21 protein-coding genes and 1 tRNA gene are annotated in these 23,806 nt (G+C 52.9%); 9 read left to right on the forward strand and 13 right to left on the reverse strand.

What is annotated here, in order from left to right; all coding sequences use genetic code 11:
• Nucleotides 1-38: 38 nt before the first annotated feature.
• On the reverse strand, nucleotides 39-992 hold the full coding sequence (locus CBR65_RS05335) for a chemotaxis protein CheV (protein WP_087465898.1): 954 nt from the start codon (nucleotides 990-992) through the stop codon (nucleotides 39-41).
• Between the two features lie 208 nt (nucleotides 993-1,200).
• On the opposite strand from CBR65_RS05335, the gene flgA reads away from it, so the two are divergent.
• From flgA to CBR65_RS05360, 5 genes are all read left to right on the forward strand, one after another.
• Entirely contained in the window at nucleotides 1,201-1,938 is a 738-nt protein-coding gene (flgA, locus tag CBR65_RS05340) for a flagellar basal body P-ring formation chaperone FlgA (RefSeq protein WP_157671981.1), read from the forward strand.
• A gap of 195 nt (nucleotides 1,939-2,133) precedes the next feature.
• Nucleotides 2,134-2,448, forward strand: a complete 315-nt coding sequence (flgM, locus tag CBR65_RS05345) for a flagellar biosynthesis anti-sigma factor FlgM (RefSeq protein WP_087465900.1) — start codon at nucleotides 2,134-2,136, stop codon at nucleotides 2,446-2,448.
• A gap of 168 nt (nucleotides 2,449-2,616) precedes the next feature.
• Nucleotides 2,617-3,096, forward strand: a complete 480-nt coding sequence (locus tag CBR65_RS05350; RefSeq protein WP_087465901.1) for a flagella synthesis protein FlgN — start codon at nucleotides 2,617-2,619, stop codon at nucleotides 3,094-3,096.
• Nucleotides 3,097-3,210: 114 nt separating this feature from the next.
• Nucleotides 3,211-3,287: transfer RNA gene (locus tag CBR65_RS05355), tRNA-Arg, on the forward strand.
• 50 nt (nucleotides 3,288-3,337) lie between these two features.
• On the forward strand, nucleotides 3,338-4,048 hold the full coding sequence (locus tag CBR65_RS05360) for a 16S rRNA (uracil(1498)-N(3))-methyltransferase (protein ID WP_087465902.1): 711 nt from the start codon (nucleotides 3,338-3,340) through the stop codon (nucleotides 4,046-4,048).
• On the opposite strand, the gene CBR65_RS05365 is transcribed toward CBR65_RS05360, so the two are convergent.
• The 3 genes from CBR65_RS05365 to ttcA form a co-directional block, all read right to left on the reverse strand.
• The gene (locus tag CBR65_RS05365; protein WP_087465903.1) at nucleotides 4,045-6,498 is read right to left on the reverse strand and encodes a bifunctional diguanylate cyclase/phosphodiesterase; all 2,454 of its coding nucleotides are present in this window, start codon (nucleotides 6,496-6,498) and stop codon (nucleotides 4,045-4,047) included. The genes CBR65_RS05360 and CBR65_RS05365 overlap by 4 nt on opposite strands.
• 131 nt (nucleotides 6,499-6,629) lie before the next feature.
• Complete coding sequence (gene ald, locus CBR65_RS05370) at nucleotides 6,630-7,745, reverse strand: alanine dehydrogenase (RefSeq protein WP_087465904.1); 1,116 nt, start codon at nucleotides 7,743-7,745, stop codon at nucleotides 6,630-6,632.
• 195 nt (nucleotides 7,746-7,940) lie between these two features.
• A complete protein-coding gene (ttcA, locus tag CBR65_RS05375) occupies nucleotides 7,941-8,825 on the reverse strand; it encodes a tRNA 2-thiocytidine(32) synthetase TtcA (protein WP_087465905.1) in 885 nt (294 codons plus the stop codon).
• Between the two features lie 316 nt (nucleotides 8,826-9,141).
• On the opposite strand from ttcA, the gene CBR65_RS05380 reads away from it, so the two are divergent.
• The 4 genes from CBR65_RS05380 (at nucleotide 9,142) to CBR65_RS05395 (ending at nucleotide 14,176) form a co-directional block, all read left to right on the forward strand.
• A complete protein-coding gene (locus CBR65_RS05380) occupies nucleotides 9,142-9,909 on the forward strand; it encodes a flagellar brake protein (RefSeq protein WP_087465906.1) in 768 nt (255 codons plus the stop codon).
• A 109-nt stretch (nucleotides 9,910-10,018) separates the two neighbouring features.
• Nucleotides 10,019-11,590: a PAS domain-containing methyl-accepting chemotaxis protein gene (locus tag CBR65_RS05385; protein WP_087465907.1), complete on the forward strand. Its 1,572-nt coding sequence runs from the start codon at nucleotides 10,019-10,021 to the stop codon at nucleotides 11,588-11,590.
• A gap of 260 nt (nucleotides 11,591-11,850) precedes the next feature.
• The gene (gene bioA / locus CBR65_RS05390) at nucleotides 11,851-13,161 is read left to right on the forward strand and encodes an adenosylmethionine--8-amino-7-oxononanoate transaminase (protein WP_087465908.1); all 1,311 of its coding nucleotides are present in this window, start codon (nucleotides 11,851-11,853) and stop codon (nucleotides 13,159-13,161) included.
• Nucleotides 13,162-13,261: 100 nt separating this feature from the next.
• On the forward strand, nucleotides 13,262-14,176 hold the full coding sequence (locus CBR65_RS05395; protein ID WP_157671982.1) for a transporter substrate-binding domain-containing protein: 915 nt from the start codon (nucleotides 13,262-13,264) through the stop codon (nucleotides 14,174-14,176).
• Here CBR65_RS05395 and CBR65_RS05400 read toward each other — a convergent pair.
• From CBR65_RS05400 to CBR65_RS05445, 9 genes are all read right to left on the reverse strand, one after another.
• A complete protein-coding gene (locus CBR65_RS05400) occupies nucleotides 14,173-14,634 on the reverse strand; it encodes a universal stress protein (protein WP_087465910.1) in 462 nt (153 codons plus the stop codon). The genes CBR65_RS05395 and CBR65_RS05400 overlap by 4 nt on opposite strands.
• Nucleotides 14,635-14,928: 294 nt before the next feature.
• Entirely contained in the window at nucleotides 14,929-15,936 is a 1,008-nt protein-coding gene (locus CBR65_RS05405) for a tryptophan--tRNA ligase (RefSeq protein ID WP_087465911.1), read from the reverse strand.
• Nucleotides 15,937-16,045: 109 nt separating this feature from the next.
• Nucleotides 16,046-16,540 carry a methylated-DNA--[protein]-cysteine S-methyltransferase gene (locus tag CBR65_RS05410; protein WP_304441687.1) on the reverse strand — a complete coding sequence of 165 codons (495 nt, stop codon included), beginning with the start codon at nucleotides 16,538-16,540 and terminating at the stop codon, nucleotides 16,046-16,048.
• A 4-nt stretch (nucleotides 16,541-16,544) separates the two neighbouring features.
• Complete coding sequence (locus CBR65_RS05415; protein WP_087465913.1) at nucleotides 16,545-17,954, reverse strand: DNA-3-methyladenine glycosylase 2 family protein; 1,410 nt, start codon at nucleotides 17,952-17,954, stop codon at nucleotides 16,545-16,547.
• Between the two features lie 115 nt (nucleotides 17,955-18,069).
• On the reverse strand, nucleotides 18,070-19,173 hold the full coding sequence (locus CBR65_RS05420) for a DUF3524 domain-containing protein (protein ID WP_087465914.1): 1,104 nt from the start codon (nucleotides 19,171-19,173) through the stop codon (nucleotides 18,070-18,072).
• An 8-nt stretch (nucleotides 19,174-19,181) separates the two neighbouring features.
• A complete protein-coding gene (locus CBR65_RS05425; protein ID WP_087465915.1) occupies nucleotides 19,182-20,204 on the reverse strand; it encodes a cyclic nucleotide-binding domain-containing protein in 1,023 nt (340 codons plus the stop codon).
• A gap of 225 nt (nucleotides 20,205-20,429) precedes the next feature.
• Nucleotides 20,430-21,755, reverse strand: coding sequence for a M18 family aminopeptidase (locus CBR65_RS05435; protein WP_369825648.1), 1,326 nt, complete (start codon nucleotides 21,753-21,755; stop codon nucleotides 20,430-20,432).
• A 39-nt stretch (nucleotides 21,756-21,794) separates the two neighbouring features.
• The gene (tsaB, locus tag CBR65_RS05440; RefSeq protein WP_087465917.1) at nucleotides 21,795-22,517 is read right to left on the reverse strand and encodes a tRNA (adenosine(37)-N6)-threonylcarbamoyltransferase complex dimerization subunit type 1 TsaB; all 723 of its coding nucleotides are present in this window, start codon (nucleotides 22,515-22,517) and stop codon (nucleotides 21,795-21,797) included.
• A gap of 231 nt (nucleotides 22,518-22,748) precedes the next feature.
• Nucleotides 22,749-23,543 (reverse strand): hypothetical protein, encoded by a 795-nt coding sequence (locus CBR65_RS05445; RefSeq protein ID WP_087465918.1) that lies wholly within the window; start codon nucleotides 23,541-23,543, stop codon nucleotides 22,749-22,751.
• Between the last annotated feature and the right edge of the window lie 263 nt (nucleotides 23,544-23,806).

The following is a 23,806-nucleotide window of genomic DNA, read 5'->3' on the forward strand; positions in this document are numbered from 1 at the left end:
TCGCTGTTTTTTTGAGTATTAACTCCCCGTGATATCACCTACTCTTTTTTATCCAACAGGTTTTCTCCGGTGGTTTTCATCAAGTGGTCGTTGACACGACGCGCCAGTTCATCGGGGTGGAATTTTGCCAGGAAGTCATCTGCGCCGACTTTTTTCACCATGGCTTCGTTAAATACACCGCTTAACGATGTGTGCAGGATGATATGAAGTTTTTTAAGATCCGGATTGTTGCGCACCTCGGCGGTAAAGGTGTAGCCGTCCATCTCCGGCATTTCAATATCACAAATAATCAACACCAGTTCGTCGTAAGGATTTTTACCAGCAGCGATTAAATCCTTGAGGTAGTTGAAGGCTTCGAGACCGTCTTTTTTGAGGGTGGTTTTGATGCCCATGGATTCAATGACCCGTTGAATCTGTTTCCGCGCAATGGATGAATCGTCCACAATCAGTACGTGCTTTTCTACAGCGCGTTCAGCAATACCACTTTCCACCACACCGGCGCTGATCTCTTCGCGCGGAGGTGAAACCTCGGCGAGGATTTTTTCTACATCAATAATCTCAACCAGCTGGCCATCCACCTGGGTTACCGCTGTCAGATAATGTTCTTTACCGGCACCTTTGGGTGGCGGATGGATATCGCCCCAGTTCATGTTGACGATACGCTCCACCGAACTCACCAGGAAACCCTGGGCGGTGCGATTGTATTCCGTGATGATCACAAAACAATTGGCAATATCCGGCAAAGCGCGCCGACCGATAGCCAGGTTCATATCCATGATCGGCAAGGTGCCGCCACGGATATGGGCCACGCCGCGCACGACAGCACTGCGGCCGGGTATCGCATTGAGCGGGGGACATTGCAGGACCTCTTTCACTTTAAAGACGTTGATCCCGTACATCTGTTGGCCACCCAACCTAAACAACAGGAGCTCCAGGCGATTCTGCCCCACCAACTGGGTGCGTTGGTTGACGCTATCCATTACTCCGGCCATGTAATACCTCTTTATCTATGTAAGCTCAGCCAAGAGCCGGGTTATACAAAACACCGCCACGGTGATCTGCCGGCGGCACAGTCTTTGCTTTAATTCAACAGTAAGCGCTATAGCGGCTAAAAACCGTCACTCTTTAGTGGATGATTGCCGTAGCGGCAAACGAATGTGGGCATTTGCGCCGCATCCACCTATGAGGATAGGACAAATTATGGGAATTCGTAGTTTTTATCTGGTTGGTGGGCTCCTGAAACGGCTACTGGCAGTGGCCGGCGTGGTTTTCTTGACGCTGCAGCCCAGCCAGGCGAATCCGGCCAGACAAGACCTGGGCGACCTGCAGCAACAAGTTAAAATCTTCTTGCAAGACCACTACCGGCAGCAGGACGTTGAGCGGGTCGACATTACGGTCGGCAACCTCGATCCGCGTTTGGTGTTGGCGGCTTGCACCCAGCCTTTAACCATGACCTTGAATGACCCGAGCAACAGTGGCGGCAACCTGACAGTACAAACCCGCTGCGAAGCCACCCAGAGCTGGTCTATTTATGTGCCGGCCCAGGTGTCGCTGTTTCGTCCCCTCGCGGTGGCGAGCCGCCCCCTGATGCGCGGCGATGTAATCAGCGAACGCGACATCCAGATTGACGTGGTGAATGTCAGCCAGCTTCGGCAAGGCTATCTGGCGCGGCGCGAAAGCATTATCGGTCAGGAGTTGCAGCGTCCGATGAATACCGGCGAGGCATTTCGCGGTTCGATCCTGGAAGCGCCTTTGGTCATCAAGCGCGGCGACGCCGTTCATATTGAAATGCAAGCTGGCACCATTGCTGTGAATTCCACCGGTATCGCGATGGCCAATGGGCGGATCGGTCAGCGTATTCGGGTTCGCAACAGCCAGTCTGAGCGGATTGTCAGTGCCGAAGTGGTGAGTGCTGGCAAGGTAAGAACATCGATTTAATCGGTTGATTTACACGAAATGTGCACGAGATCAAATTTATGCAGGAATATCATTAAAGTTCCTGTAAATCAGGCCGATAGCTGACACAGGAGTCCTGTTTCTTTGGCGAGGACGCCGAAACTCAGGCACACTCCACGCGGGCTTACCCGCCTTTGCGTTATCAGCTACAGCCATTAACTCAGTTGGGGAAACACCATGGTTATCGACACAAACAACAACCTTACTCCCGGAAGCGCGTCCAGCACTCGCGGCCGTGGCACCACACCCGTAGCACCGTCTACCGGTAAAACTGCTGCCGCGCCGGCTGAAACAGCAGCCAATAAGGAGAACGTCGTGTTGAGTCAGGAGGCACAACGTCTCAATCGCTTGCAGGCCAACATCAGTCAGTCCCCTGACGTGGATGTTGAACGTGTCGCGGCGTTAAAGCTGGCAATCGCCAGCGGTCGGTTTGAAATCAACGTCGAACGCATTGCCGAAAACCTGTTAAAGCAAGACGACCTGTTAGGTTAAGGGCCGTTGCTGCCGCCCCCAACCGGCAGCGATGGTCAATGGCGCATCTGATCATTCCACCTGACAAGACACGATGTCGTTCAGCGGTTGAGATGATGCAGTAGCAAGGCCCTGCGAGCCTGTCCTCCCGGTCGGTTTGCGAGGTTTTTAATAAACGCAGAGGTGACTATGTCCACACTCCATCCGCACAGCCTGCATAACATGATTGCCCAAGACAGCGCGGCAATCGGCGAATTGAAATCCTTGTTACTGCGCGAACGCGAGCTTCTTGAACAGCGCGATCACAGCGAACTGCCGGCCATCATCGAACGCAAAGATCAGCTACTTGAAACCCTTGGGCTCAATGCCAAACAGCGCGCGAGCCTGTTGAAGGCAGCCGGTTTTAAAGCATCGCCCGAACAATGGGAAATCTTCCTGGGGCAGAATGCGGCTACCCGTGACCTGCTGGAAAGCTGGCGCACCCTGATGGCGGAGTTTGCCCAGTGCAAATCGCTCAATGAAATTAACGGCAAGATGATCGGTCGCTCCAAGCAGACCCTCGGTCAGCTGCTTAACCTGTTACGTGGCCAGGTTGCTGCCCCCCAGTTGTATACCAGCGCCGGTTCCACCACCAGTTCCGCCAGTTCCCACTGTATCGCGGAAGCCTGATAAGGCGGGAATCGCCTGACATATATCAGGCGATTCCACCACTCTCTCTCCCTTTGCCTTGGATTATGTGGCAAAACTTTTTACAATGGCGCCGCTTCGCAAACTCAATGCCATGCTCCGGTAGCTCAGTTGGATAGAGCAGCCGCCTCCTAAGCGGCAGGTCGGACGTTCAAATCGTCTCCGGGGCACCACTCTTTTCATTACGCCGTTTCTAGTCCGCCGCCATTCTGGATGATCTTTTGTGAACCTGATTCTTCTGTCCGTTGATGATCTTGTTTCACCCACCCAGGCCCGGTTGCGCGATGAACGGCGCGTGCAGCATATCCTGAACATTCATAAAGCCGGTGTGGACGATCAACTGAAAGTGGGTTTGATCAATGGGTTGATCGGCACCGCCAGTATCACCGCGATTTATCCGGGTGAAATTGAATTAGCCGTAGACTTGCAACACGCACCGCCGGCCCCCTTACCGTTAACCCTGGTGCTCGCCCTACCCCGCCCCAAGATGCTCAAACGCATCCTGCAAAACTGCGCCACTCTCGGGATAAAGGATATCGTTCTGATTAACAGCTACCGCGTGGAAAAAAGTTATTGGCAAACACCGATCCTTGAAGCGAACAGTATCCGCGATCATTTGCTGTTGGGCCTGGAACAAGGTGGCGATACACAGATGCCACAGGTACGACTGGCAAAACGCTTCAAACCTTTTGTAGAAGATGAATTGCCGGGATTAATACAGGATTCCCGTGCGCTGGTGGCTCACCCCTATACCGACACTGCTTGCCCGAGGCAAATTGACGGGCGAGTGACGCTGGCGATTGGTCCGGAGGGCGGATTCATTTCTTACGAGATAGATTTATTGATGCGTTGCGGTTTTGAAGCGGTACATGTGGGCGAACGCATTCTGCGCGTTGATACGGCAATTCCCTTCATCATCAGCCGCTTATTTTAACTGTCGCGCTGCTGATCAGTGCGCAGGATATCTTCGAAGGCCGTGAGGTTTACGGCGGGACTGAAATAATAACCCTGATAGAAATGACACCCATATTGTTTGAGGATGGTCAGCTGTTCTGCCTGCTCGACACCTTCGGCAACCACTTCCATATCCAACAAGCGCCCCATGGTGATGATGGTTTCCACCAACACCCGATCATTGCGATCTTCGATAATGTCGCGCACAAAGCCTTGGTCAATCTTCAAGACACCCACCGGCAAACGTTTTAAATAACTGATAGACGAATAACCCGTACCGAAATCATCCAACGAAAAACTGATGCCCTGGTCTGCCAGCACGGTCATGGTAGTAATGGCTTCATCGACACGCTGGATCACAATGCCTTCGGTAATTTCCATCTCCAGTGATTTGTGCGGAATGGCGTAGGTATCCAGTGTTTGCAACACATCATCAACAAACGCATTGCGGCGGAACTGTCGCGGGCTGATATTAATACTCAGACGCATACCGTCTTGCCATAGACCCTGTTCCTGCCAGCGCACCAGGGTTTTACACGCTTCTTCCAATACCCACTGACCCACCTCCAGAATCATGCCGGAGGTTTCCAGTACCGGAATAAAATCTATAGGAGAAATCGTGCCTTTGGTGGGATGCAACCAGCGCAATAAAGCCTCTGCGCCTTTTACGCGACCACTGCGCACGTCGACCTTGGGCTGGAAATATAATTCGAATTGTTGTTCATCGAGCGCGCGATGCAAGTCGCCTTCCATCACCAATTGCCGACTGACTTTATCGGCCATTTCCTCGTTGAAAAACTCAATGGAGTCGCGGCCTTTTTCTTTTACCTGATACATCGCGGTATCCGCATAGCGCAAGAGTTCGTGAACCGAATTATTGCGATCGGGATACACCACCACACCCACACTACAGGTCACGCGCAATTCCATATTGTCGTACACGCAGGGTTGCGAAATAACGGCGCGAATTTTTTCGCTGATTTCACCCGCGCGTAACGCGGCGGTTCCGAGATCCTGATCCAGTACGGTCAGCACCACCACAAATTCATCGCCGCTCAAGCGCGCCACCAGGTCTTCATCGCGCACGGTGCGCGTCAAGCGACTGGCCACTTCCTGCAATACCCGATCACCGACCGGATGCCCCAGTGAATCGTTGATATTCTTGAATTGATCGAGATCGATAAATAACACTGCACCGTAATAGGCGTGGCGCTCCGCGCGGCGCAGTTCGTGCTCCAGCCGCTCAACCAGTTGGATACGATTGGGCAATCCGGTCAACGCATCATGGTGCGCCATATATTCCATCTTTGCCTGGGCATTTTTACGTTCTGTCACGTCTACCGATACAATCAGCGCGACTTTTTCGTCGTAAAACGCCATCGGCATAATATGGGTTTGCAGATAAATGCTTTCGCCCGTTGCTGTAACAAAAACTTCTTCAAAGACATCAATCGCCTGTCCACCGCTGATAACCCTCTGATCGTTTTGCAACATGGAGTCAATATCAAATACCGAATTTTTTAACAGCTGACGCACATGCTGATTACGCATTTGCTCCTGGGTAAAACCCAACTTGTCGGACAACGCCTTGTTGGCAAACAAATAATAACCCGCGATATTGCGCGCACCGATCATGACCGGAAGGCTATCGATAATCTGCCGCAAGTGCTCTTCACTTTTACGCAAAGCAAGTTCTACCGCGCGCCGTTTTGCCAGGGACAACTCCACTACATCGAGCAATTGGTTACTGCTGCTGATCAGTTGCGCCAGCTCATCTTTACGCCGCGCCGGTAGCGGCGTCAGCCGTTGCACACCGGGATGATCGGGATTGATGTTGTTGATTTCACGAGCCAGCTTCGCGAGAGGTTTGGTGAGCGTGAAATAAAATGCAAAGAACAGCAGCAATACCAACAGCATATTGCGCAATACGCCAGTGAACAAACCCAGTTCTGAACGCGCATAAAAACCCGCTAGCGCCTGGTCCATATCCACCGAAAAACGGATATTGCCTGCGGTACCTTCGGCATACCCGGCAATCATCAGATCCGCTGAATATTCCTTGCTACTTTGGGTCAGTTGTTCTGTCATCCAGCGCGTTGTGGAAGGGGGGCGTTCACTGCGCCCCTGGGCGAGAATATTACCGAGTTCATCCGTAATGGTGACCTCATAGATAAAGCCATAGCGCAACAGTCCGTTGACGACTTCATCGGAAAGTTCATCGTCAAGGGTTTGCACGGAACGGGCAGCAGGCGGCGTGGCCACTTCGATAACCCGATTGATGAGGCTTTCCAGTTCTTCCTGTTGGTTATGAAAATCGAGGTATAGCTGTGCTGAGCTCATAAAAAAGCTGAGCACAAACGCCAAAATAATACCGATCTTGGCTAATTGAAAAGAGATGCCGTGAAAAAACGACGGAGGGTTATCTCTCATTTATACATATGATCCGTGATAAAAAAGGAGAGCGCCGCAGCAGCGGCGAGAAAATTAGTGTGGACAGGCCCTGGCTGAAGTATAGATCAATATCGATTGAACGAATCCCGCAGACTAACTTTTTATACTAATTATTCACGTGCCACCCGGTCGGCGGCTCGCCATGAAATACCCAACGATTCCGCCACGGCGGCATGGGTCAATTCGCCGCGCAGTATATTGATACCGGCCAACAAATGCGGGTCAGCAAGGGCCGCTGGCAGGCCTCCACCCGCCAACGCAAGTACATAAGGCAAGGTAGCATTGGTTAATGCCATAGTTGCGGTGCGAGCCACAGCACTGGGGATATTGGCCACGCAGTAATGCACCACACCATCGATAACGTAAGTCGGTTGTTCGTGCGTGGTGGGCTTGGAGGTGGCAAAACAACCGCCTTGGTCAATCGCCACATCCACCAGCACACTGCCATTTTGCATGCGGGAAATCTGTTCGCGGCTCAGCAGCTTCGGTGCGCTGGCACCGGCGATTAATACTGCACCAACAATGAGGTCTGCTTCCATTGCCAGGTCTTCCAGACGCGCCAGTGTCATAAACTCGAATTGCACGCGTCCCGCAAATATTGCATCCAGTTCGCGCAAACGCGGCAGGGATTTATCCAATACCGTCACCCTGGCGCCCATCCCCAACGCTACCCGGGCAGCCTGGGTACCCACCACGCCGCCACCGAGGATAACCACATTGGCCGGTGCAACACCGGGCACGCCGCCCAGCAACACACCCCGACCACCCTGGGCTATTTCCAGATGGTGAGCCCCGGCTTGCACGGCGATCCGCCCCGCCACTTCGGACATAGGTGCCAACAGTGGCAAGCGCCCCTGGGCATCGGTTACGGTTTCGTAGGCAATACATGTGGCGTGGGAGGCTTGCAAGGCACGCGCAAGTTTTTCGTCGGCAGCTAAGTGCAAATAGGTAAATAACAGGTGATCCGCGCGCAAATAATCATATTCCGTTACTTGCGGTTCTTTGACCTTAACAACCAGCTCCGCCGCCTGGTAAACCTCTGCGGTTGTGGCCAGTACACGGGCACCGGCTCGCTGATAATGTTCATCAACAAAGCCGATCACATGACCGCAATGTTGCTGGACAAATACTTCATGGCCGCGCGTCGTTAGTTCCTGTACCGCCGCCGGTGTTAAACCAACACGATGTTCCCCGGCTTTAACTTCTTTGGGCACCCCCACGCGCATAACTTACTCCCATCTCAGGTCGATCATTATCAATCAGTATAGGCAAGCTATTGGAGGCAAAAAAAGAGAAGACGTTGCAAAACCCGTAGGTCGGATTAGCACAGCGTAATCCGACACACAAAGCATTCAAGGGAACCAGCCAAATGCACTAACGCATCTGATTTAAGACATTCGCACAAAAATTATTAACGAAAATCAAACCTGAACCGCATCAATGTACTGCACCACTGGCGAACGATCGAAATTCAATTCGTCACCACCATCGCCAAGCTCCCCGCCCGGCTGGATCTGTAAATCACGGAAATTAAACAAGCTGTCATCCGCCAGTTGCGAAGGAACCACATTTTTGATGGCCGAGAAGATCGTTTCTGTGCGACCAGGATTCTGCTTCTCCCAGTCATTCAACATTTGCTTGATCACCTGACGTTGCAGGTTCTCCTGCGAACCACAGAGGTTGCAAGGAATAATCGGGAAACCTTTGGCTTCAGCAAATTCCGCAATATCCTCTTCGCGACAATAGGCCAAGGGACGAATCAGAATATTGCGTTTGTCATCAGCCAATAATTTCGGTGGCATGGCTTTGAGTTTGCCGCCGTAAAACATGTTCAGGAATAAGGTTTCAATAATGTCGTCACGATGATGGCCCAGGGCAATCTTGGTCGCGCCGATATCGTTGGCAAAACCGTACAGCGTCCCGCGACGCAAACGCGAGCAAAGTCCGCAGGTGGTTTTACCTTCCGGCACCACTTCCTTGACGATACTGTAGGTATCTTTTTCGATGATATGAAACGGCACGCCCAATTCGGTCAGGTATTGCGGCAACACATGCTCGGGGAAACCCGGCTGTTTCTGGTCCATGTTGACCGCCACGATATCGAAGGTGATAGGAGCGGTTTTTTGCAGGCTCATCAGGATATCCAGCATAGTGTAGGAATCCTTGCCGCCGGACAGGCACACCATCACCTTATCGCCATCTTCAATCATGTTGTAATCAGTGATCGCGCTGCCGACCTGCCGCCGCAAGCGCTTTTGCAGTTTGTTAAATTCGAGGCGTTCTTTGCGGACGTGTAATTCTTTCATAGGAATCTTCTGCGGGCTGGCCGTGGATTGGACGACGTAAGGGCGGAGCCAAGGCGCGCATTGTACGGATTTTACCCATGAGAGGGAATGACTCTCGCCGAGCATCTTTTGCCAGTCATGGCTGAACGACATGGCTTGCCGCTTTGCCGCCGGCCAGGCAAAACATTGCCGCTTCGGGTGCTATAACATGAATCAATCCGCCTTCATGGCCAGCCGAGGCGCCGCAATTGCACAGAAAACGGCAACAACTGCCGCTGGCACAGGCTTTGCTCCAGTGATGTCAGTAAAACGATTCTGATGTCTGGAGAAATTGTCGATGACTCTGTTGCGCGCGGTCCTGCAAAAACTTACCACCAAAACACTGACGGGCAGTGAAGCCCAGCATGCTGCCCCTCTGGCAGCTGCGCACGAGGGTTGTGCCACATTGCAACAACTCCAGGCCAGTCGCCAGATTCTGGAGGTTGTTCCCGCCGGCCAACACCGCAGTTACCAAAGCATGATTATCGCCATCGACGTTGAGCGGAACCTGCTGTGGATGGATGACCTTTTCCCCGAACAAAACTTTCTGGAAACCGGCGATGAAATCACGGTGCGTCATCACCGCAATGGTGAAGTCCTGGCGTTCACCACACCTATTATTGCCTGGGGTTCCCGCTTCGGGGCCAGTGGTATCGCCGTGGTATTGCCTGAGAATGTCCGATACCAGCCGCGCCGGATGAGTCCGCGTTGTGATTTGAGCAATCACACCCCCATCACCGCCAAAATCCGCCTGATGGGACAGGATGCCTGCTACGGTACGGTAAAAGATTTATCCGGCGCGGGATTGTGCGTATTGGTGCCGGGCAACCTGCTTAATCAATTGCATCGCGATACGGCCGTGCCCTTGTGCGAAGTGCATTTGAGTAAGGAATTGCATATTTACTGCCGCGCGAGGGTGCGCGCTTTCCGGTTGTGTCGCGAACCCTATCGGGCAACGCGTATCAGCCTGGAATTTGTGGATCTCCAGCCGCGCCGCCAACAGCAACTGCAAGCGTTTGTTGATCGTCTGACACCGGGTTGCATCGCTGATTCACGCGCAGCCTGACGGCGCGTGTTCATAATCTGCCAAGTTCTTGATTCTGATCTAAACTCTTCGCCAATTAAGTCGATAATCTATTGAACTTTGTACCTGTTTGACGATGTAAGGATGTGTGATGCGCAATAACGGCCCGGTCACCGGCAGAGAAGTGTTTGTCTCCGCCACTGACGAAATTGTTTCTTCCTCGGATATCCACGGCAATATCCTTTTCTGCAACGAGACTTTCCGACGCATTTCCGGCTATAGCCACGATGAGCTGATCAACCAGCCGCACAATATCCTGCGCCACCCCCAGATGCCGCGCGAAGCCTTTGGCATGTTGTGGACGGCGCTGAAGGCTGGCAAGCCGTGGATGGGCATCATCATCAACCGCTGCAAGAACGGTGATCACTATTGGGTGGACGCTTACGTGACTCCCCTGCGTGACCGGGGCCAGATTCAGGGTTACGAATCTGTGCGGGTCAAACCGGATGCCGCGTGCATTACGCGCGCCGCGCAGGTTTATGAGCGGCTGCAAGCGGGCAAGTCCATCTATTCTCCCCTCGCTCATCTCTGGAGTCGTTTTAGCAATGCCATCCTGACGTTCATCTCCAGTCTGCTGCTTTTGTGTATCGGCAGTTTCCTGTCTGGCTTGTTTAGCAGTAGCGTTTTTCCGGGGCTGATTATCATCAGCGGATTGATCAGTACGCTCGTTTATCAATTTCAACGGGGCAGTCTCCAACACGCATTGGCCGACGCACGGATGGTTATCCACGACCCGGTTGCCGCTTATATCTATACCGGGCGCAGCGACGCCATGGGTGAAATCCTGTTTGCACAACTAGCCTTGAAGGCTCGCCTGCGAACAGCGCTGGGGCGGTTTGCGGAGTCATCGCGGGAATTGCATCAGAAGTCTGATGCCGCCCACGCCCAATCCCGTAAAACCCACGCAGGTATGAACGAACAACAACAGGAAACCAGCAGCGTCGCCCACGCCATGCAGCAGATGTCACTGGCTGTGCAGGAAGTCGCCAATGGCGCCACGCAAACCTATTCCGCAACCAATGCGGCGATCAGCGAAGTCGATAAGGGCAACAAGGTCATTGAGGGGGCGAATACGGCGATTGCTGATTTGTCCGGCACCGTCGGGGATCTGGGGATGGTACTGGATCGCCTATCCGCCGATAGCAGCAAGATTGCCAGCGTGGTCGATGTTATTCGCAGTATCGCTGAACAAACCAATCTCCTCGCCCTGAACGCCGCCATTGAAGCGGCTCGTGCCGGCGAACAAGGGCGCGGTTTTGCCGTGGTGGCCGATGAAGTGCGTACCCTCGCCCAACGCACCCAGGAATCCACTGCGCACATTCAGGACATCATCAGCAACCTGAGCAAAGCTACGGACGATGCTGGCCAGCGAATGGATAACTGCCAGAACCTGGTAGAGCGCAGTGTGAGTGAAATGGAGAATGTCAGGAATGCCCTGGCGTCTATCTCGCATTCCGTGAGCAGTATCGACCAGATGTCCCATCAAATTGCCGCCGCTGCAGAAGAGCAATCTTCCATGGCTGTGGAGATCGAACGCAATACCTCTGCCATTGCCAAGATCTCCGACCACTCGCAAACGGAGATCGAAGCTTCCGACGCCCTGACCCGCGAAATGGCACAACTATCCAAACGGCAGTTGGATCTGGTGGTGCGCTTCAGGTAACAGTGTGATGGATTCACCTTGACGCCCCCGCCCCAAGTTATGACACTACCGCGCTCGACGCGAGGTGAATCATAATTCTGCAACGTCACAACAAAAGTCACATCGACCGGTATGAATTAGCCGCATGCATCGTGGTCGAAGCGCAATCCTGCGGTTGCATTGCCCTATTCCGATTAACATCGATCACCCGCACCGATCAACTGGGGTAAGCTTGCGCACCTGAACTGACGACTTTATTTAACGGAATCTGATAAGACCTCATGCTCGACAAATCCACGCTCTCTACTGATGAAATCCTTGCCTTTGACCAGGCTCACGTCTGGCACCCCTATGCTGCCTTTCCCAACCCTGCGCCTGTCTACCCGGTCAGCCATGCCGAAGGCGTTCGTTTGCATCTCACCGACGGGCGTCAATTGATTGATGGCACAGCCTCCTGGTGGAGTGTGTTGCATGGCTACAATCACCCGGTATTGAACAAGGCGGTGGAAAATCAACTGGCCAAGGTCGCCCACGTCATGCTCGGTGGGCTGACCCATGAACCCGTGGCTCGCCTGGCCAAGCAATTAGTGGACATTACGCCCGACGGATTGAACAAGGTTTTTTTCTCCGATTCGGGTTCGGTCGCCATAGAAATTGCGCTGAAGATGGCTCTGCAATACTGGTTTGCCCAAGGCCAGCACCAACGCACCCAATTCCTGGCCTTGCGGAGCGGTTATCACGGCGACACCTTCGCCGCCATGTCCGTATGTGACCCGGTCAGCGGCATGCACGGCATGTTTAACCAGTTTCTCAAGCACCACATCTTCACCGAGGCGCCCGCTTGCAAGTTCGACGAAGAGTGGGACGAGCGTCACCTGATTAATTTCTCTCACCTGATCCAACAGCATCGCCAGAAAATTGCAGCCGTTGTGCTTGAGCCTATCGCCCAGAATGCCGGCGGCATGCGCTTTTATTCGCCGCATTATTTGCGCCGGGTGCGGGAGTTGTGTACGCAATTCGATGTGCTGTTGATTGCCGATGAAATTGCCACAGGTTTTGGCCGTACCGGCGAACTCTTTGCCTGCGACCATGCGCGTATCAGTCCCGACATTATGTGTCTCGGCAAAGCCTTGACCGGCGGTTACATCACCCTCGCCGCCACCCTGTGCAACGACAAGGTGAGCGACATGATTTCCCAAAATGGTGCTGGCGCCTTTATGCATGGCCCGACGTTTATGGGTAATCCCCTCGCCTGTGCGGTGGGAATCGCGAGTGTGAATCTGTTGTTGAAAAGCCATTGGCAGTTGCAGGTGGCCAGCATTCAGACTCAATTAGCTCAGGAGCTGGAAGCCTGTCGCGATCTGCCAGCGGTGGAGGACGTAAGGGTATTGGGTGCTATCGGCGTGGTGGAATTGAAGCAGCTTCCGCCTATGGCCAGTATCCAGGCGCGTTTTGTAGAAGAAGGGGTGTGGGTCCGCCCTTTCGGCAAGTTGGTCTACCTGATGCCCTCCTACGTCATCAAACCCGATGAGTTGCGTCATTTGACGCGCAGCATTTATCAGGTTCTCAGCGAGCTGGACGCAGGCGAGTAGCAGGTTCATCGCGCATCCAGGGGCGTTGGCGCCGTATATAAGGAAAGACTGCTATCCTTAATAATCAATTGACGCCTTTTTCAAGATAGCTATGTTCGCCATGAAATCGTTACTTGCCCTGCTTATCCCGCTGATGGCGATTGTCGCAGTACCCGGCTATGCCAATGACCGTGACAAGGATGCGATGGTATACCGCTATTGGGATTGGGGTATTACGCCGCAGCGGGACGATTACCAGGTAGCGATACTTAAGCTCGCATTAGAGAAAACCCGCTCCACACATGGCGATTACAAGATTGAGCGCAAACTCGAAACCCTCAGTCGTTCGCGCGCGCATCGCGCCATTGCCCAAGGCGAATTTCTTAATATCCATGCCAGCCCTTTGCGTCCCCTGCTCACTGAGCAGGATCGCCGCGAGCAAATGGAAGAAAGCATCCCCGTTAAAATTCCGTTGATGAAAAGCCTGCTCGGCTATCGCAGTCTGATCATCCGCCGCCGTGACTATGAACAATTCAGTGAAATAACCGACGCTGCAAAATTGAAAAGCCTGGTCGCGGGTCAGGGGCGCGGCTGGACCGATATCAGCATTTATGAGCACAACAAGTATCAGGTGCGCGGCGACGCTGAATATTTCACCCTTTTTTCCATGTTACTGGCGGGACGCTTCGACTACATTCCGCTCAGCGTGATTGAAGTCAACGGCGCCTTGTCGCGCTTTGAGCAATATTCCGACAGTCTGATGGTACTGCCGGACCTTATGCTCTATTACCCGCTACCCACCCTGTTCCATGTCAGCGCCAAACATCCAGCTTTGGCAGACCGCCTTGAGCGCGGACTCACCCAAGCCAGGCAGGACGGCTCCCTCGACCGCTTGTTCGAGCAGCATTTTTCCGAGCAGGTGCAGCAAATGAAGAGCGCAAAACTGCGCGTCTTTGTGTTGGAAAACCCCGGTGTTCCGACTGAAATGGGACTGGATCAACCGCTGTTATTAAGCCCCAAACAAAACACGCCCTAGCGAAATACCATCACGGGAATGGTGGTGTCGCTCAGGACTTTTTGCGTCTCACTGCCGAGAAATAATTTATTCAGTCCTTTGCGTCCGTGGGATGCCATAAACACTGCATCGCACCCGTACTTTTCCACCGCCTTGACGATTTCTTCGTGAGGGCTTGATGACATCGGTGTTGTGACTTCACAAACAACACCTCTTGCCTGAGCTGCGTCTGCAACTTTCTGGACGATTTCCTGGGCTTGTTGTTGCGACTGTTGATCGAAACGTTGCTGGAGTTCTTCGCTGTACAGGTTCGGGTCGTACATCAACCCTGCTGTTGCCGGGGGGATGAAGCGGTAGGGTTCGGCCACCGAGATGGCGACAAGGGCGGCGTCTACCTGCCCAGCAAAGTCCACCGCAGCGGTGACGGCTTTTTCGGATAGGGGTGATCCGTCGGTTGGGACAAGGATTTTGGTAAACATGGTTGCGACTCCTTCTTTTTGGGAATGGTTGTCTTGTTAGTTGACAACGTACCGCCGGTATCATTTCGTTTGGCGGCTAGTTCCATTATCCGGAGGGGGCGATTGAGGGGTGCTGATCTAGATCAATGTTTCATTCAGACAGTAAGAGCTTTGAAATCCGTTTGTCATTAGGGCTTTGTGTTTCGAAAGCGCATAAACACGTCCCTGTGGCTCCCTCAAGTCGTCCGTGACTTGAGGGTTTCGAAACACAAAGCCCTAATGACAAACTCGCATTGTGCGAGCTTGCTAGCGAAGTTAGCTGATGGCTTTAATGCCAACGGCTGCGCGAAGTTTTTCCAATAGGGGTTGACTGTAGGCGCGTGCTTTTTGAGCGCCGGCTTGCAGTACTTCTTCGATGTGCGCGGGGTTGGCCAGCAAAGCTTCGTAGCGTTCCCGCGCTTCACCTAACTGGCCGTTGATGAGTTCAAACAATTGTTTCTTTGCCTCGCCCCAGGCGATGCCATCGGCGAACGCCTGGCGCATCTGTGCGGTTTGCTCTGGGGTGGCGAAGGCTTGCCAGATCTGGAAAACCGTGGAGGTATCCGGGTCTTTGGGTTCGCCGGGTTCGAGCAGGTTGGTGATGATTTTGTTGATGGCTTTTTTCAGTTGTTTTTCCGGTAAGAACAACGGGATGGTGTTGCCATAACTCTTGCTCATCTTGCGACCATCGAGGCCTTGCAGCACCGCAACATTGTCATCCACCAGGGCTTCCGGCAGGACAAAGTGTTCGCCGTAATGGTGATTGAAGCGTGCGGCGATGTCGCGGGCCATTTCAATGTGTTGGATCTGGTCTTTGCCCACCGGGACTTTGTTGGCGTTGAACATCAGGATGTCCGCCGCCATCAGGATCGGGTAGGAATATAGCCCCATGGTGATGCCAAAATCCGGGTCTTCTCCGACGTCCACATTGGCGTCAACAGAGGCTTTATAAGCATGGGCGCGATTCATTAAACCCTTGGCCGCCATGCAGGTGAGCATCCAGCATAATTGGGGGATTTCCGGTACATCGGACTGGCGGTAAAAGATGGCGTTGTCGGTGTTTAACCCGAGCGCCAGCCAGGTGGCAGCAATCTCGCGGGTGGACTGATGAACCTGTACCGGATCATGGCATTTGATCAATGCATGGAAATCCGCGAGGAAATAAAAAGATTGCACGTCCGCGCCCTGGCTGGCGGCAATGGCCGGGCGAATGGCGCCCACATAATTACCCAGGTGTGGTGTGCCGGTGGTGGTAATGCCGGTTAAAACCCGTTGCTTGCTCATAGTCTGCTGGCTTCTTATTGGTCAATGCGTCAAAAGCGGAAAGCGGCACATCATACAGGCAAGCAAGGGGTTTGCGAACCGCACTGATCAGCAGCAGAGTCAGTATGGTTTAGCGGAAACGCGCCTCATGGGCCAGCAACCAGGCTTTACGTTCCAAGCCACCGGCATAGCCGGTTAATTGACGATTTTTACCGATCACCCGATGGCACGGCACCACAATACTGAGCGGATTTTTACCGTTCGCCATGCCTACGGCCCGCGCCGCTGTGGGTTGCTGTATAGCATGAGCGAGGTCGCCGTAACCCCAGGTTACCGCATAGGGAATCTGCCGCAATTGGGCCCAGACCTTGTGTTGGAAATCCGTGCCCTTTGCGGCCAGCGGCAAATCGAAGTCACGTCGTTCGCCGGCAAAATAGGCTGCCAGTTGCGCGCAGGTTTCATCGAGGAAGGGATGGGCATCGCTGGCGAGGCCGAGCGCCAGTAGACGTTCCGCCTCCGCCATATCGGTAAACAGAATGTGATGTACCCCCGCATCGCTGGCGGTGATCAGGATATCGCCCAGCGGCGAGGTTATATGGGTGCAAGTCATGGATAAGGGGTTCATGGTTTTATCCCAGGTAATGCCAAAGGTGGAAGGTGGCGTAACTGCGCCAGGGTTTAAGTGCTTCACTGTCAAACACGGCGCCCTCCGTCAGTTGTGCCAGGGCTTTTTTAACGCCGAGATCACTCGCCAGCCAGATATCGGTATGGCCCAAGGCACGCATTTGCACATAGTCCACTGTCCAGGGGCCTATGCCTTTGAGGGCAAGCCAATCGGTCACCGGTTTTTCCTCGCCGTGGAGGCAATACCATTCGGCAAAACAACGCAGGGTTTCCCGACGACTGGCAGGCATCTTCAGCATGCTCAAATCGCTGGCCGCAATGGCAGACGGGGACGGAAACAAATTACCGGTGCTGGATAAAGGTTCTGCCAGCGCATCGACCAAACGCTCCAGATGCGTCCGTGCGGCCGCCACGCTCACTTGCTGCCCCAGGATAGCCCTGACGCCCGCCTCAAACGGATGCCAGATACCAGGGATACGCAGTCCCGGTGTCAGTACCGAGTGAAAGCCAGCGGTGCCCAGCTGCTGTTCAATCTGATTGATATCTGCATCCAGATCCAGAATCTGTCTTACCCGATTAACCAGCGGTTTGAGAAATGCCGGCTTGTCGATGCTGACGGTCAGTTGCAATTGATGCCCTACCGCCGCCGGACACACTTCAAAATAACCGCGTGCCTGATCGCCGGCTGGATTGTGCAACACAAAGGTTCGACCGTAGCTGTCGCCATTGACCCACTCGATGCTGCGCACACAGCGCTTGCGCCAGAAGTCCAGCATCAGCGACCAATTGAGCGGCGGCCGGTAGGCAAGTGAAAGCTTCAGTTCCGGTAACTCTTTGCGCGATCGACGAATAGCAGAGGGTGACATTTGCAGCTGTTTGCGAAAGGCATCGTTAAACCGGCGCAGGCTGTTAAAACCCGCCGCATCGGCAATATCGGTGACACTGAGTGAGGTTTCGTGAAGCAGCTTCTTGGCGAACATCACTTGCGTAAACAAGGCATAGGCCTTGGGTGACATGCCGAGGCGCTCCTGAAACAGACGACGCAGATAACGATCACCAATGCCCAGCCGCGCAGCCAGCGTCGGTAAGCCACCGGAATTCAAATCACCCGCCTCCAGCAATGCCAGCGCGCGGGTAAATGTTGTATCGGTGCCGCGCCAGGCACAGGAGCCCGGCGCACTGTCCGGACGGCAGCGCAGGCACGGGCGATAACCCGCTTGCGCAGCCAACGCGGCGTGTTCGAAGTATTCGACATTGTTCTCCAACGGCGGAACTACCGGGCACACAGGGCGGCAGAAAATGCCCGTGGTTTTGACAGCGATGAAGAACAACCCGTCAAAACGGGCATCGCGGGTCAGGCGAGCGCGCTGGTAATCGGTGTTGTTGAGATCGCTGTTGTTGAGAGATACGGTCATCACTAAATGCTCTTGCCGTGGATGACGACCATTCTAGCGATAAACGCACAAAGCACTGGCCATTTTCGGCACTGACCGCTGAACGATTTTCTGATTGGCGCTCATGCCGTTAGCCTTAAGAGCAAAACTCCAACAGGTTTTTATAACGCAACCGCAGACCCGACCAGGACAAATGGCTGAGATCCGGTGCCAGCAGCTTCTCACCGGATATGATTTGCTGCACAAGATGCCGAAGCCGTCCCGCCATGGCTTTGCCCTCGCCCTCAACATCTTCCAATAACGATGGATAACAAGCCTCCGGGCCAAACCATTCCGGATATGCCTGACGTGCCGGCACCAAAGGTACACAACCGGCCGCCACCGCTTCCAGCACAGCCAGTCCCTGGAAATCGTGTACTGCTGTCGAGACGGCAATGTGACTTTCTTGCAGCAGCTGTCGATAACGACCGGCATCTTTCACAAAGCCCCATTCGCCCAACGAATCCTGCGCTAATAAAAGATCCTTGATCTCAGTAAATACCGGTGGCTGTTGACGAAATTGCTGACCCACCACATGCACAGTAATCGGTGGGTTCTCACCCGCCGAAAACCAGTAACGCAACATCGCCAGCAGGCGTTCGGGGCCTTTGTCATATTCCCAGCGATGGTTCCATATCAACGATGGCCTCGACGATCGCTGTGCCGGCGCCACAAAATAATCGTTGCGTAATGGCACCGGCACCACCTGGCTACGCGCCGATAATTCATGCATGACATGCAGCGGTACATGATCCGGCAAACGGCGCAACAGTGTTTCGGCACCCGCTAAAAAAGAATCGCGATTGAAGGCGGAGTTAAAGATGATGTTGTCCGCGCAAAGTGCGCTGTATATCGAGGTAATTTGCGGTTCGACACTGAGTGACTGATCCTCACCCGGCGGATACGCAAACTGGTTTTCATGAAAATAAATCAGGGTGGGAATGCGCGCGAGTTCAGGAACAAAACCGCGCAGCGATGACAAATCCACCATCGAGGTAGCAATTAATACATCATAGGTTTGGGACAATAGTTCGCGCTGTGAAAATGCCCAACTCAAACTGTTGCCGCGCACACGCCAACTGAAATAACGCGGCGGCAAACTCAATTGAGTCCATTGATGTTCAGGGAAATATTCTTCGAGTTCCTGCCGCCAGCGTTGATGGCTGGCGGCATCGTAGGCAGACAGCAGCAGAATTTTCACTGAGAAAATTACAGGCCGCTGTAATGTTGATCGGCGTGTTTAAGAATGTATGTATCAAACCCCGCCTGGTTCAATAACTGCGCCGCCACATCACTGCGGCGACCGGCATCGTCGGTGACAATGTAAGTCATATGCGAATCCAGTTCCGCCAGTGTTCTGCGCAGACTGCCCAAGGGAATGTTGCGGCTGCCGGGTACATGCTGGAAGCGTCGCTCAACCGCCAGACGTACATCGAGCAATTGATAGGGTGGAATGTCTTTCTGGCGCTCGCGCAATTCTTCGGCAGTAATAAAACGCGTGACGGGTTCGTGTAACAGCGCTTTAAAATCTTCTTTCTGCAAACACATTAATTTGCCAGGCGTGAGCATCTTTACTGTTGCGTTGCGTGTAGTGTCACCCACCAATGCTTCTTCACCGAAATAATCACCCGGACGCAATGCCGCGAGAATTTTACCGCTGGCGTCCACGACCGTCGCGCTGCCGGTTTTCACTACATAGAATAATTCGCCGCGTTCGCCCTCCTTCACAACCACCTCGTCGGCGGTCACCTTCTGCTCCGTAAAACGCGAAAATAACTGGCGAATATTACCCGGCGGTATCTTGGCGAAGAGCGGCGCTTGTAAGAGGTAAGACATCCAGTCATTGTCGTCTTCGGACACTGTGGACGGATCTTCACCGCTTTCACTCCAGGCCATCACCAGATCGAGAAAATCCCGCTCAACACAGAGCAGTTTCACCGGCGACTTGGTCATGGCGGAAACTTGCGTGGGCGAACTGCCGCTGAGTGGCAATCGGCGCGAATCACTTCTGGGATCTACCGAGGTAATAACAAATTGGGCATCAATCAGATCAACATGTCCTTCGATCAGGTAAAAGGCTTCTTCCAGTTCCTTACCCCGTTTAAACACCATGGTGCCTTTGGGGAATTCGCGCACGCTGGCTTTCTCGGTCACCTTGTCCAGATACTCCGGGTTCAAGGTATCAAACGGCGTAAAAACGCGCAGGATGTCGTGACTAATCGTATTGGTCATGGATCAGGACTACTCTTGTTGTGCAATTTCTCTCACGGACGTGGACCCGCCGACACGGGTGTGTGGGTTGGTAATTATAGTCACTGCGCTGTTTCAGGGGGGAGTTTTCTTGTCAACACTTGGGAGTGGTTCACAGGATAAATGGCTGACAAACGCGACAAAAGGCGTAAGAAATGGCGCAATGACTAGCCTCGCGCCATCTTGCTTCGCAGACATCAAGAATTGTTAATGAAACAGACCGGGTGCCCTGGTGTATTGGTAGAGGCCCGTTAATACGCGGTAAAGGTACCAGGCATCAAGACTACCCGCCAGTTCGCGGACCGAATGCATGCCGAAAGTCGGAACACCGACGTCCAGAGTTTTGACGCCGACTTCTGCCGCTGTCAACGGACCGATGGTGCTACCGCATTCCATATCCGTGCGCGATACAAAGCTCTGCACCGGCACCTGGGCCTGCTCACACAAAAAGCGGAATATTGCACTTGTCTCGCTGTTGGTCGCGTAGCGTTGATTGGCGTTGACCTTGATTACCGGTCCATGATTCAGCAAAGGGCCGTGGTTTTCATCATGACGGTCACTGAAGTTGGGATGGATGCCGTGGGCATTATCCGCTGAGACCATCAAGGAGCGATCCAGGACGCGCACCCGAGTATCCACATCCACTATCAATCGCTCCAGAAACTGTTGCAACATCGGTCCCCGCGCCCCACAGGTTGAGGTGCTGCCGATCTCTTCGTGGTCGGTACAGATCAACAGACTGCTTACGTCTGGGTCGCCGTGAAGTAATGCCTGCAAGCCGATATAACAACTCAGCAAGTTGTCCAGCCGGGCGCTGGCAAGAAAATCCTGTTGTAAACCTATCAATGCGGGCGCTTGTGTATCGTATAGACTGATTTCGTAATCCAACACCTGCGTTGCCGTCAGCTGCGGATATTCGCGCTGTATGTGGGCCAACAGCAGGGTGCGAAAATCCGGCGTTTGGGTGTCCTTCTCACGTAATTGGAGTAGCAGCGGCACAATATCTTTTTGTGCGTTGATACTGCGATTGCGATTTACTTCGCGATCCAGATGAATCGCCAGACTGGGAATGGTCGCCACGGGCTCAACATAATTAATCAACACGCTACGAATAGTGTGGGATTGATCGCGGTAGGTAACCCGCCCTGCCAGCGATAAATCGCGATCAAACCAGGGCGCTAATAGCGCACCACCATATACTTCCACACCCAATTGAAAATAACCGCGACGATTTAATTCAGGTTGCGGTTTCACCTTCAAGCAAGGGCTATCGGTGTGCGCGCCCACCATACGAATGCCGGTTTCCAGCAGCGGTTGTTTACCGTAGACAAAGGCAATAAGGGAAGAATCGTTGCGCGTCACCACATAACGTTGGCCACTTTCCAACTGCCATGCATCACCTTCATTGAGCGCAATAAAACCGGCTTGTTGCAGTTGCTGGGCCATCCAGGCAGTTGCATGGAAAGGCGTGGGAGATACTTGCAAAAACGCCAACAGCCCTTGATTGAATTGATTTTGGTTATGCATTGTCATGATCACTACACCTACTTTTTCGTCTGATCGCCGTGGTAGTTATTCGGTACGAATTCGTTGCCGCTTTTGCCAGGATACTTCATCACGCAGATAGACCGGTTGCGCGTCCATGGCAGATACAGATTCGCCACGCGCTAACAGCTCATCAGCCATCAGCGCCATATCTGCTGCATCGGGATAGGCCGACATGTCAAGCACAAGGGGTGAGAGTTGTTGCAAATCCTCATAATGCCAGCCAGGCCCCAAACCAGTCATTTGATGGCAAGAAAGCTTGACTTGATCCTGACGTAAAACATTGGCTGGAGGCATCACGAATTCGGCGGTAAGCGCGGTCGGTAAACGGCTATGCGGATTAAACTGAAACAATCCCCAATAGACTTCGTTCATGCGTGCATCAAGTGCGACCAATACAGGATTCTGGTGCGTCTTAGCGTCACCCGCCACAGCACGATAGTATCCGGCAGCCATAGCGGCCAGTGTCGATACGGGGATAACCGGTACTTGCAAACCAAACGCCAATCCCTGCACAACACCGAGACATATACGCAGTCCGGTAAAAGATCCCGGGCCACGTCCGAAGGCTATCGCATCCAATTCACGCTTATCGCAACCGGCTTGATGCAGGACTTCATCGACCATGGGCAAGAGGCGCTGGGTGTGACTTTTGGCTGCCATTTCAAACAGCCCGGTCACAACACCATCACATATCAGTGCAACTGAACAAGCATCCGATGATGAATCAAGAGCAAGAATTTTCTTCATAGAACAGCATCGCCAACTCATGAGCAAGGGCCGTTATTTTGCCAGATTTTTGTCCCATGAAGTTTATACAGGCAGAAAAAATCCCCTGCAGCCAAGCTACAGAGGATTTTTGCGGGCAGATGACCCAATATTTCAGGGTCTGAACATGATCAGAACCGTAAGCACGAAAAGTTACTTCGTTAATCACTACTTCGGCAAAACTACGTCATAAAAAGCTACATTATAAAAAAGCTATTTGGCTTTGGCCGGCCGACCTGCTTTTCTCGCCCGCCCCGCTTTTTTTGCGGCTGGTTTTCTCGCCGGCGCTTTTTTTACTGGCGTTTTCTTTGCCGCGGTCTTTCTAACTGTAGTCTTTTTAACAGCCGGTTTACGGGCTGCAGCTTTTTTCCTCGTGGTCCGCTTGGGCGCTGTAGCTGCCTTGGTTTTTACCGCCATCTTGCGTTCCACTTTGGCGACCTTGGCTTTTGCCTTTTTAGCAGCAGCTTTAGTGCGGGCAGCTAGCTTCTTATTAGCCGCTCTCACTTTTTTCGCATTGGCCGCAGCGCGCGCTTTTTTCCATTTTGCCTCAAACGCTTTTACCGCTTTCGCCAGATCTGCATCAGCTTTGGCGGCTAATTTGTCTTGCATTGCGGCTATTTTGGCTTTTGCAGCCTCTTCTACTGCTTTCGCGGCACTCAATGTCTTGGTTTTTGCCAATGTACTACGGGCATCTGCCAATTTTGCGCGTGTCACTTTTGTTGAGCCAGATAATTTGGCCAATGCCGCTGCAGCAGATTTTGCGGATCGTTTATCAGCAGCTGTGCCAGATTTTTTGGCTTTGTTTTTCGCGGTGACGGAAGCCTTTCTTGCTGCAGCAACTGCTTTTGCTTGAGCTTGAACATCTTTTTGCAAGCTTGTAACCAGGGTTTGGGCTTTCATTACCGCTGGATCAACTGCTTTTGGAGCGGTGCGCTTAGGGGTGGATTTTGCGGAAGTGGTTTTTCTTGCTGATTTCGACACAGATTTTTTAATGACTCTTCTCGCCATGTTGATCTCTCCAAGTTTGTAAAAAGTTGTTTTTACAGCACTAGCAACATGAACGATAGCATATATTTTGATCTTTTTTAGTTTTTACCTGATTTTATTACCTAATTCACATAAAAAAATGAAAAAAATTAACGCAACAGAAAAATTTTCCAAGAGAAAGAAAATCTTTAAGGCATTCACTCTACGAAATATTGGTGCTCGCTTACAAAGTAGCGATCTTCATTTGCTATGCAGCAAAAATGCGACAAATTTTACTTGCGGGC

The sequence above is a fragment of the Cellvibrio sp. PSBB006 genome, assembly GCF_002162135.1.
GTDB lineage: Bacteria > Pseudomonadota > Gammaproteobacteria > Pseudomonadales > Cellvibrionaceae > Cellvibrio.

Coding starts and splice junctions, on each gene's coding strand:
- CBR65_RS05395 (WP_157671982.1), top strand. CDS start 13,262: ATGAAATCGTTACTTGCCCTGCTTATCCCGCTGATGGCGATTGTCGCA.
- bioA (WP_087465908.1), top strand. CDS start 11,851: ATGCTCGACAAATCCACGCTCTCTACTGATGAAATCCTTGCCTTTGAC.
- CBR65_RS05425 (WP_087465915.1), bottom strand. CDS start 20,204: ATGACCAATACGATTAGTCACGACATCCTGCGCGTTTTTACGCCGTTT.
- CBR65_RS05405 (WP_087465911.1), bottom strand. CDS start 15,936: ATGAGCAAGCAACGGGTTTTAACCGGCATTACCACCACCGGCACACCA.
- CBR65_RS05415 (WP_087465913.1), bottom strand. CDS start 17,954: ATGACCGTATCTCTCAACAACAGCGATCTCAACAACACCGATTACCAG.
- CBR65_RS05445 (WP_087465918.1), bottom strand. CDS start 23,543: ATGGCGAGAAGAGTCATTAAAAAATCTGTGTCGAAATCAGCAAGAAAA.
- CBR65_RS05410 (WP_304441687.1), bottom strand. CDS start 16,540: ATGAACCCCTTATCCATGACTTGCACCCATATAACCTCGCCGCTGGGC.
- CBR65_RS05350 (WP_087465901.1), top strand. CDS start 2,617: ATGTCCACACTCCATCCGCACAGCCTGCATAACATGATTGCCCAAGAC.
- CBR65_RS05400 (WP_087465910.1), bottom strand. CDS start 14,634: ATGTTTACCAAAATCCTTGTCCCAACCGACGGATCACCCCTATCCGAA.
- CBR65_RS05380 (WP_087465906.1), top strand. CDS start 9,142: ATGACTCTGTTGCGCGCGGTCCTGCAAAAACTTACCACCAAAACACTG.
- ttcA (WP_087465905.1), bottom strand. CDS start 8,825: ATGAAAGAATTACACGTCCGCAAAGAACGCCTCGAATTTAACAAACTG.
- flgM (WP_087465900.1), top strand. CDS start 2,134: ATGGTTATCGACACAAACAACAACCTTACTCCCGGAAGCGCGTCCAGC.
- CBR65_RS05385 (WP_087465907.1), top strand. CDS start 10,019: ATGCGCAATAACGGCCCGGTCACCGGCAGAGAAGTGTTTGTCTCCGCC.
- CBR65_RS05435 (WP_369825648.1), bottom strand. CDS start 21,755: ATGACAATGCATAACCAAAATCAATTCAATCAAGGGCTGTTGGCGTTT.
- ald (WP_087465904.1), bottom strand. CDS start 7,745: ATGCGCGTGGGGGTGCCCAAAGAAGTTAAAGCCGGGGAACATCGTGTT.
- flgA (WP_157671981.1), top strand. CDS start 1,201: ATGGGAATTCGTAGTTTTTATCTGGTTGGTGGGCTCCTGAAACGGCTA.
- tsaB (WP_087465917.1), bottom strand. CDS start 22,517: ATGAAGAAAATTCTTGCTCTTGATTCATCATCGGATGCTTGTTCAGTT.
- CBR65_RS05335 (WP_087465898.1), bottom strand. CDS start 992: ATGGCCGGAGTAATGGATAGCGTCAACCAACGCACCCAGTTGGTGGGG.
- CBR65_RS05365 (WP_087465903.1), bottom strand. CDS start 6,498: ATGAGAGATAACCCTCCGTCGTTTTTTCACGGCATCTCTTTTCAATTA.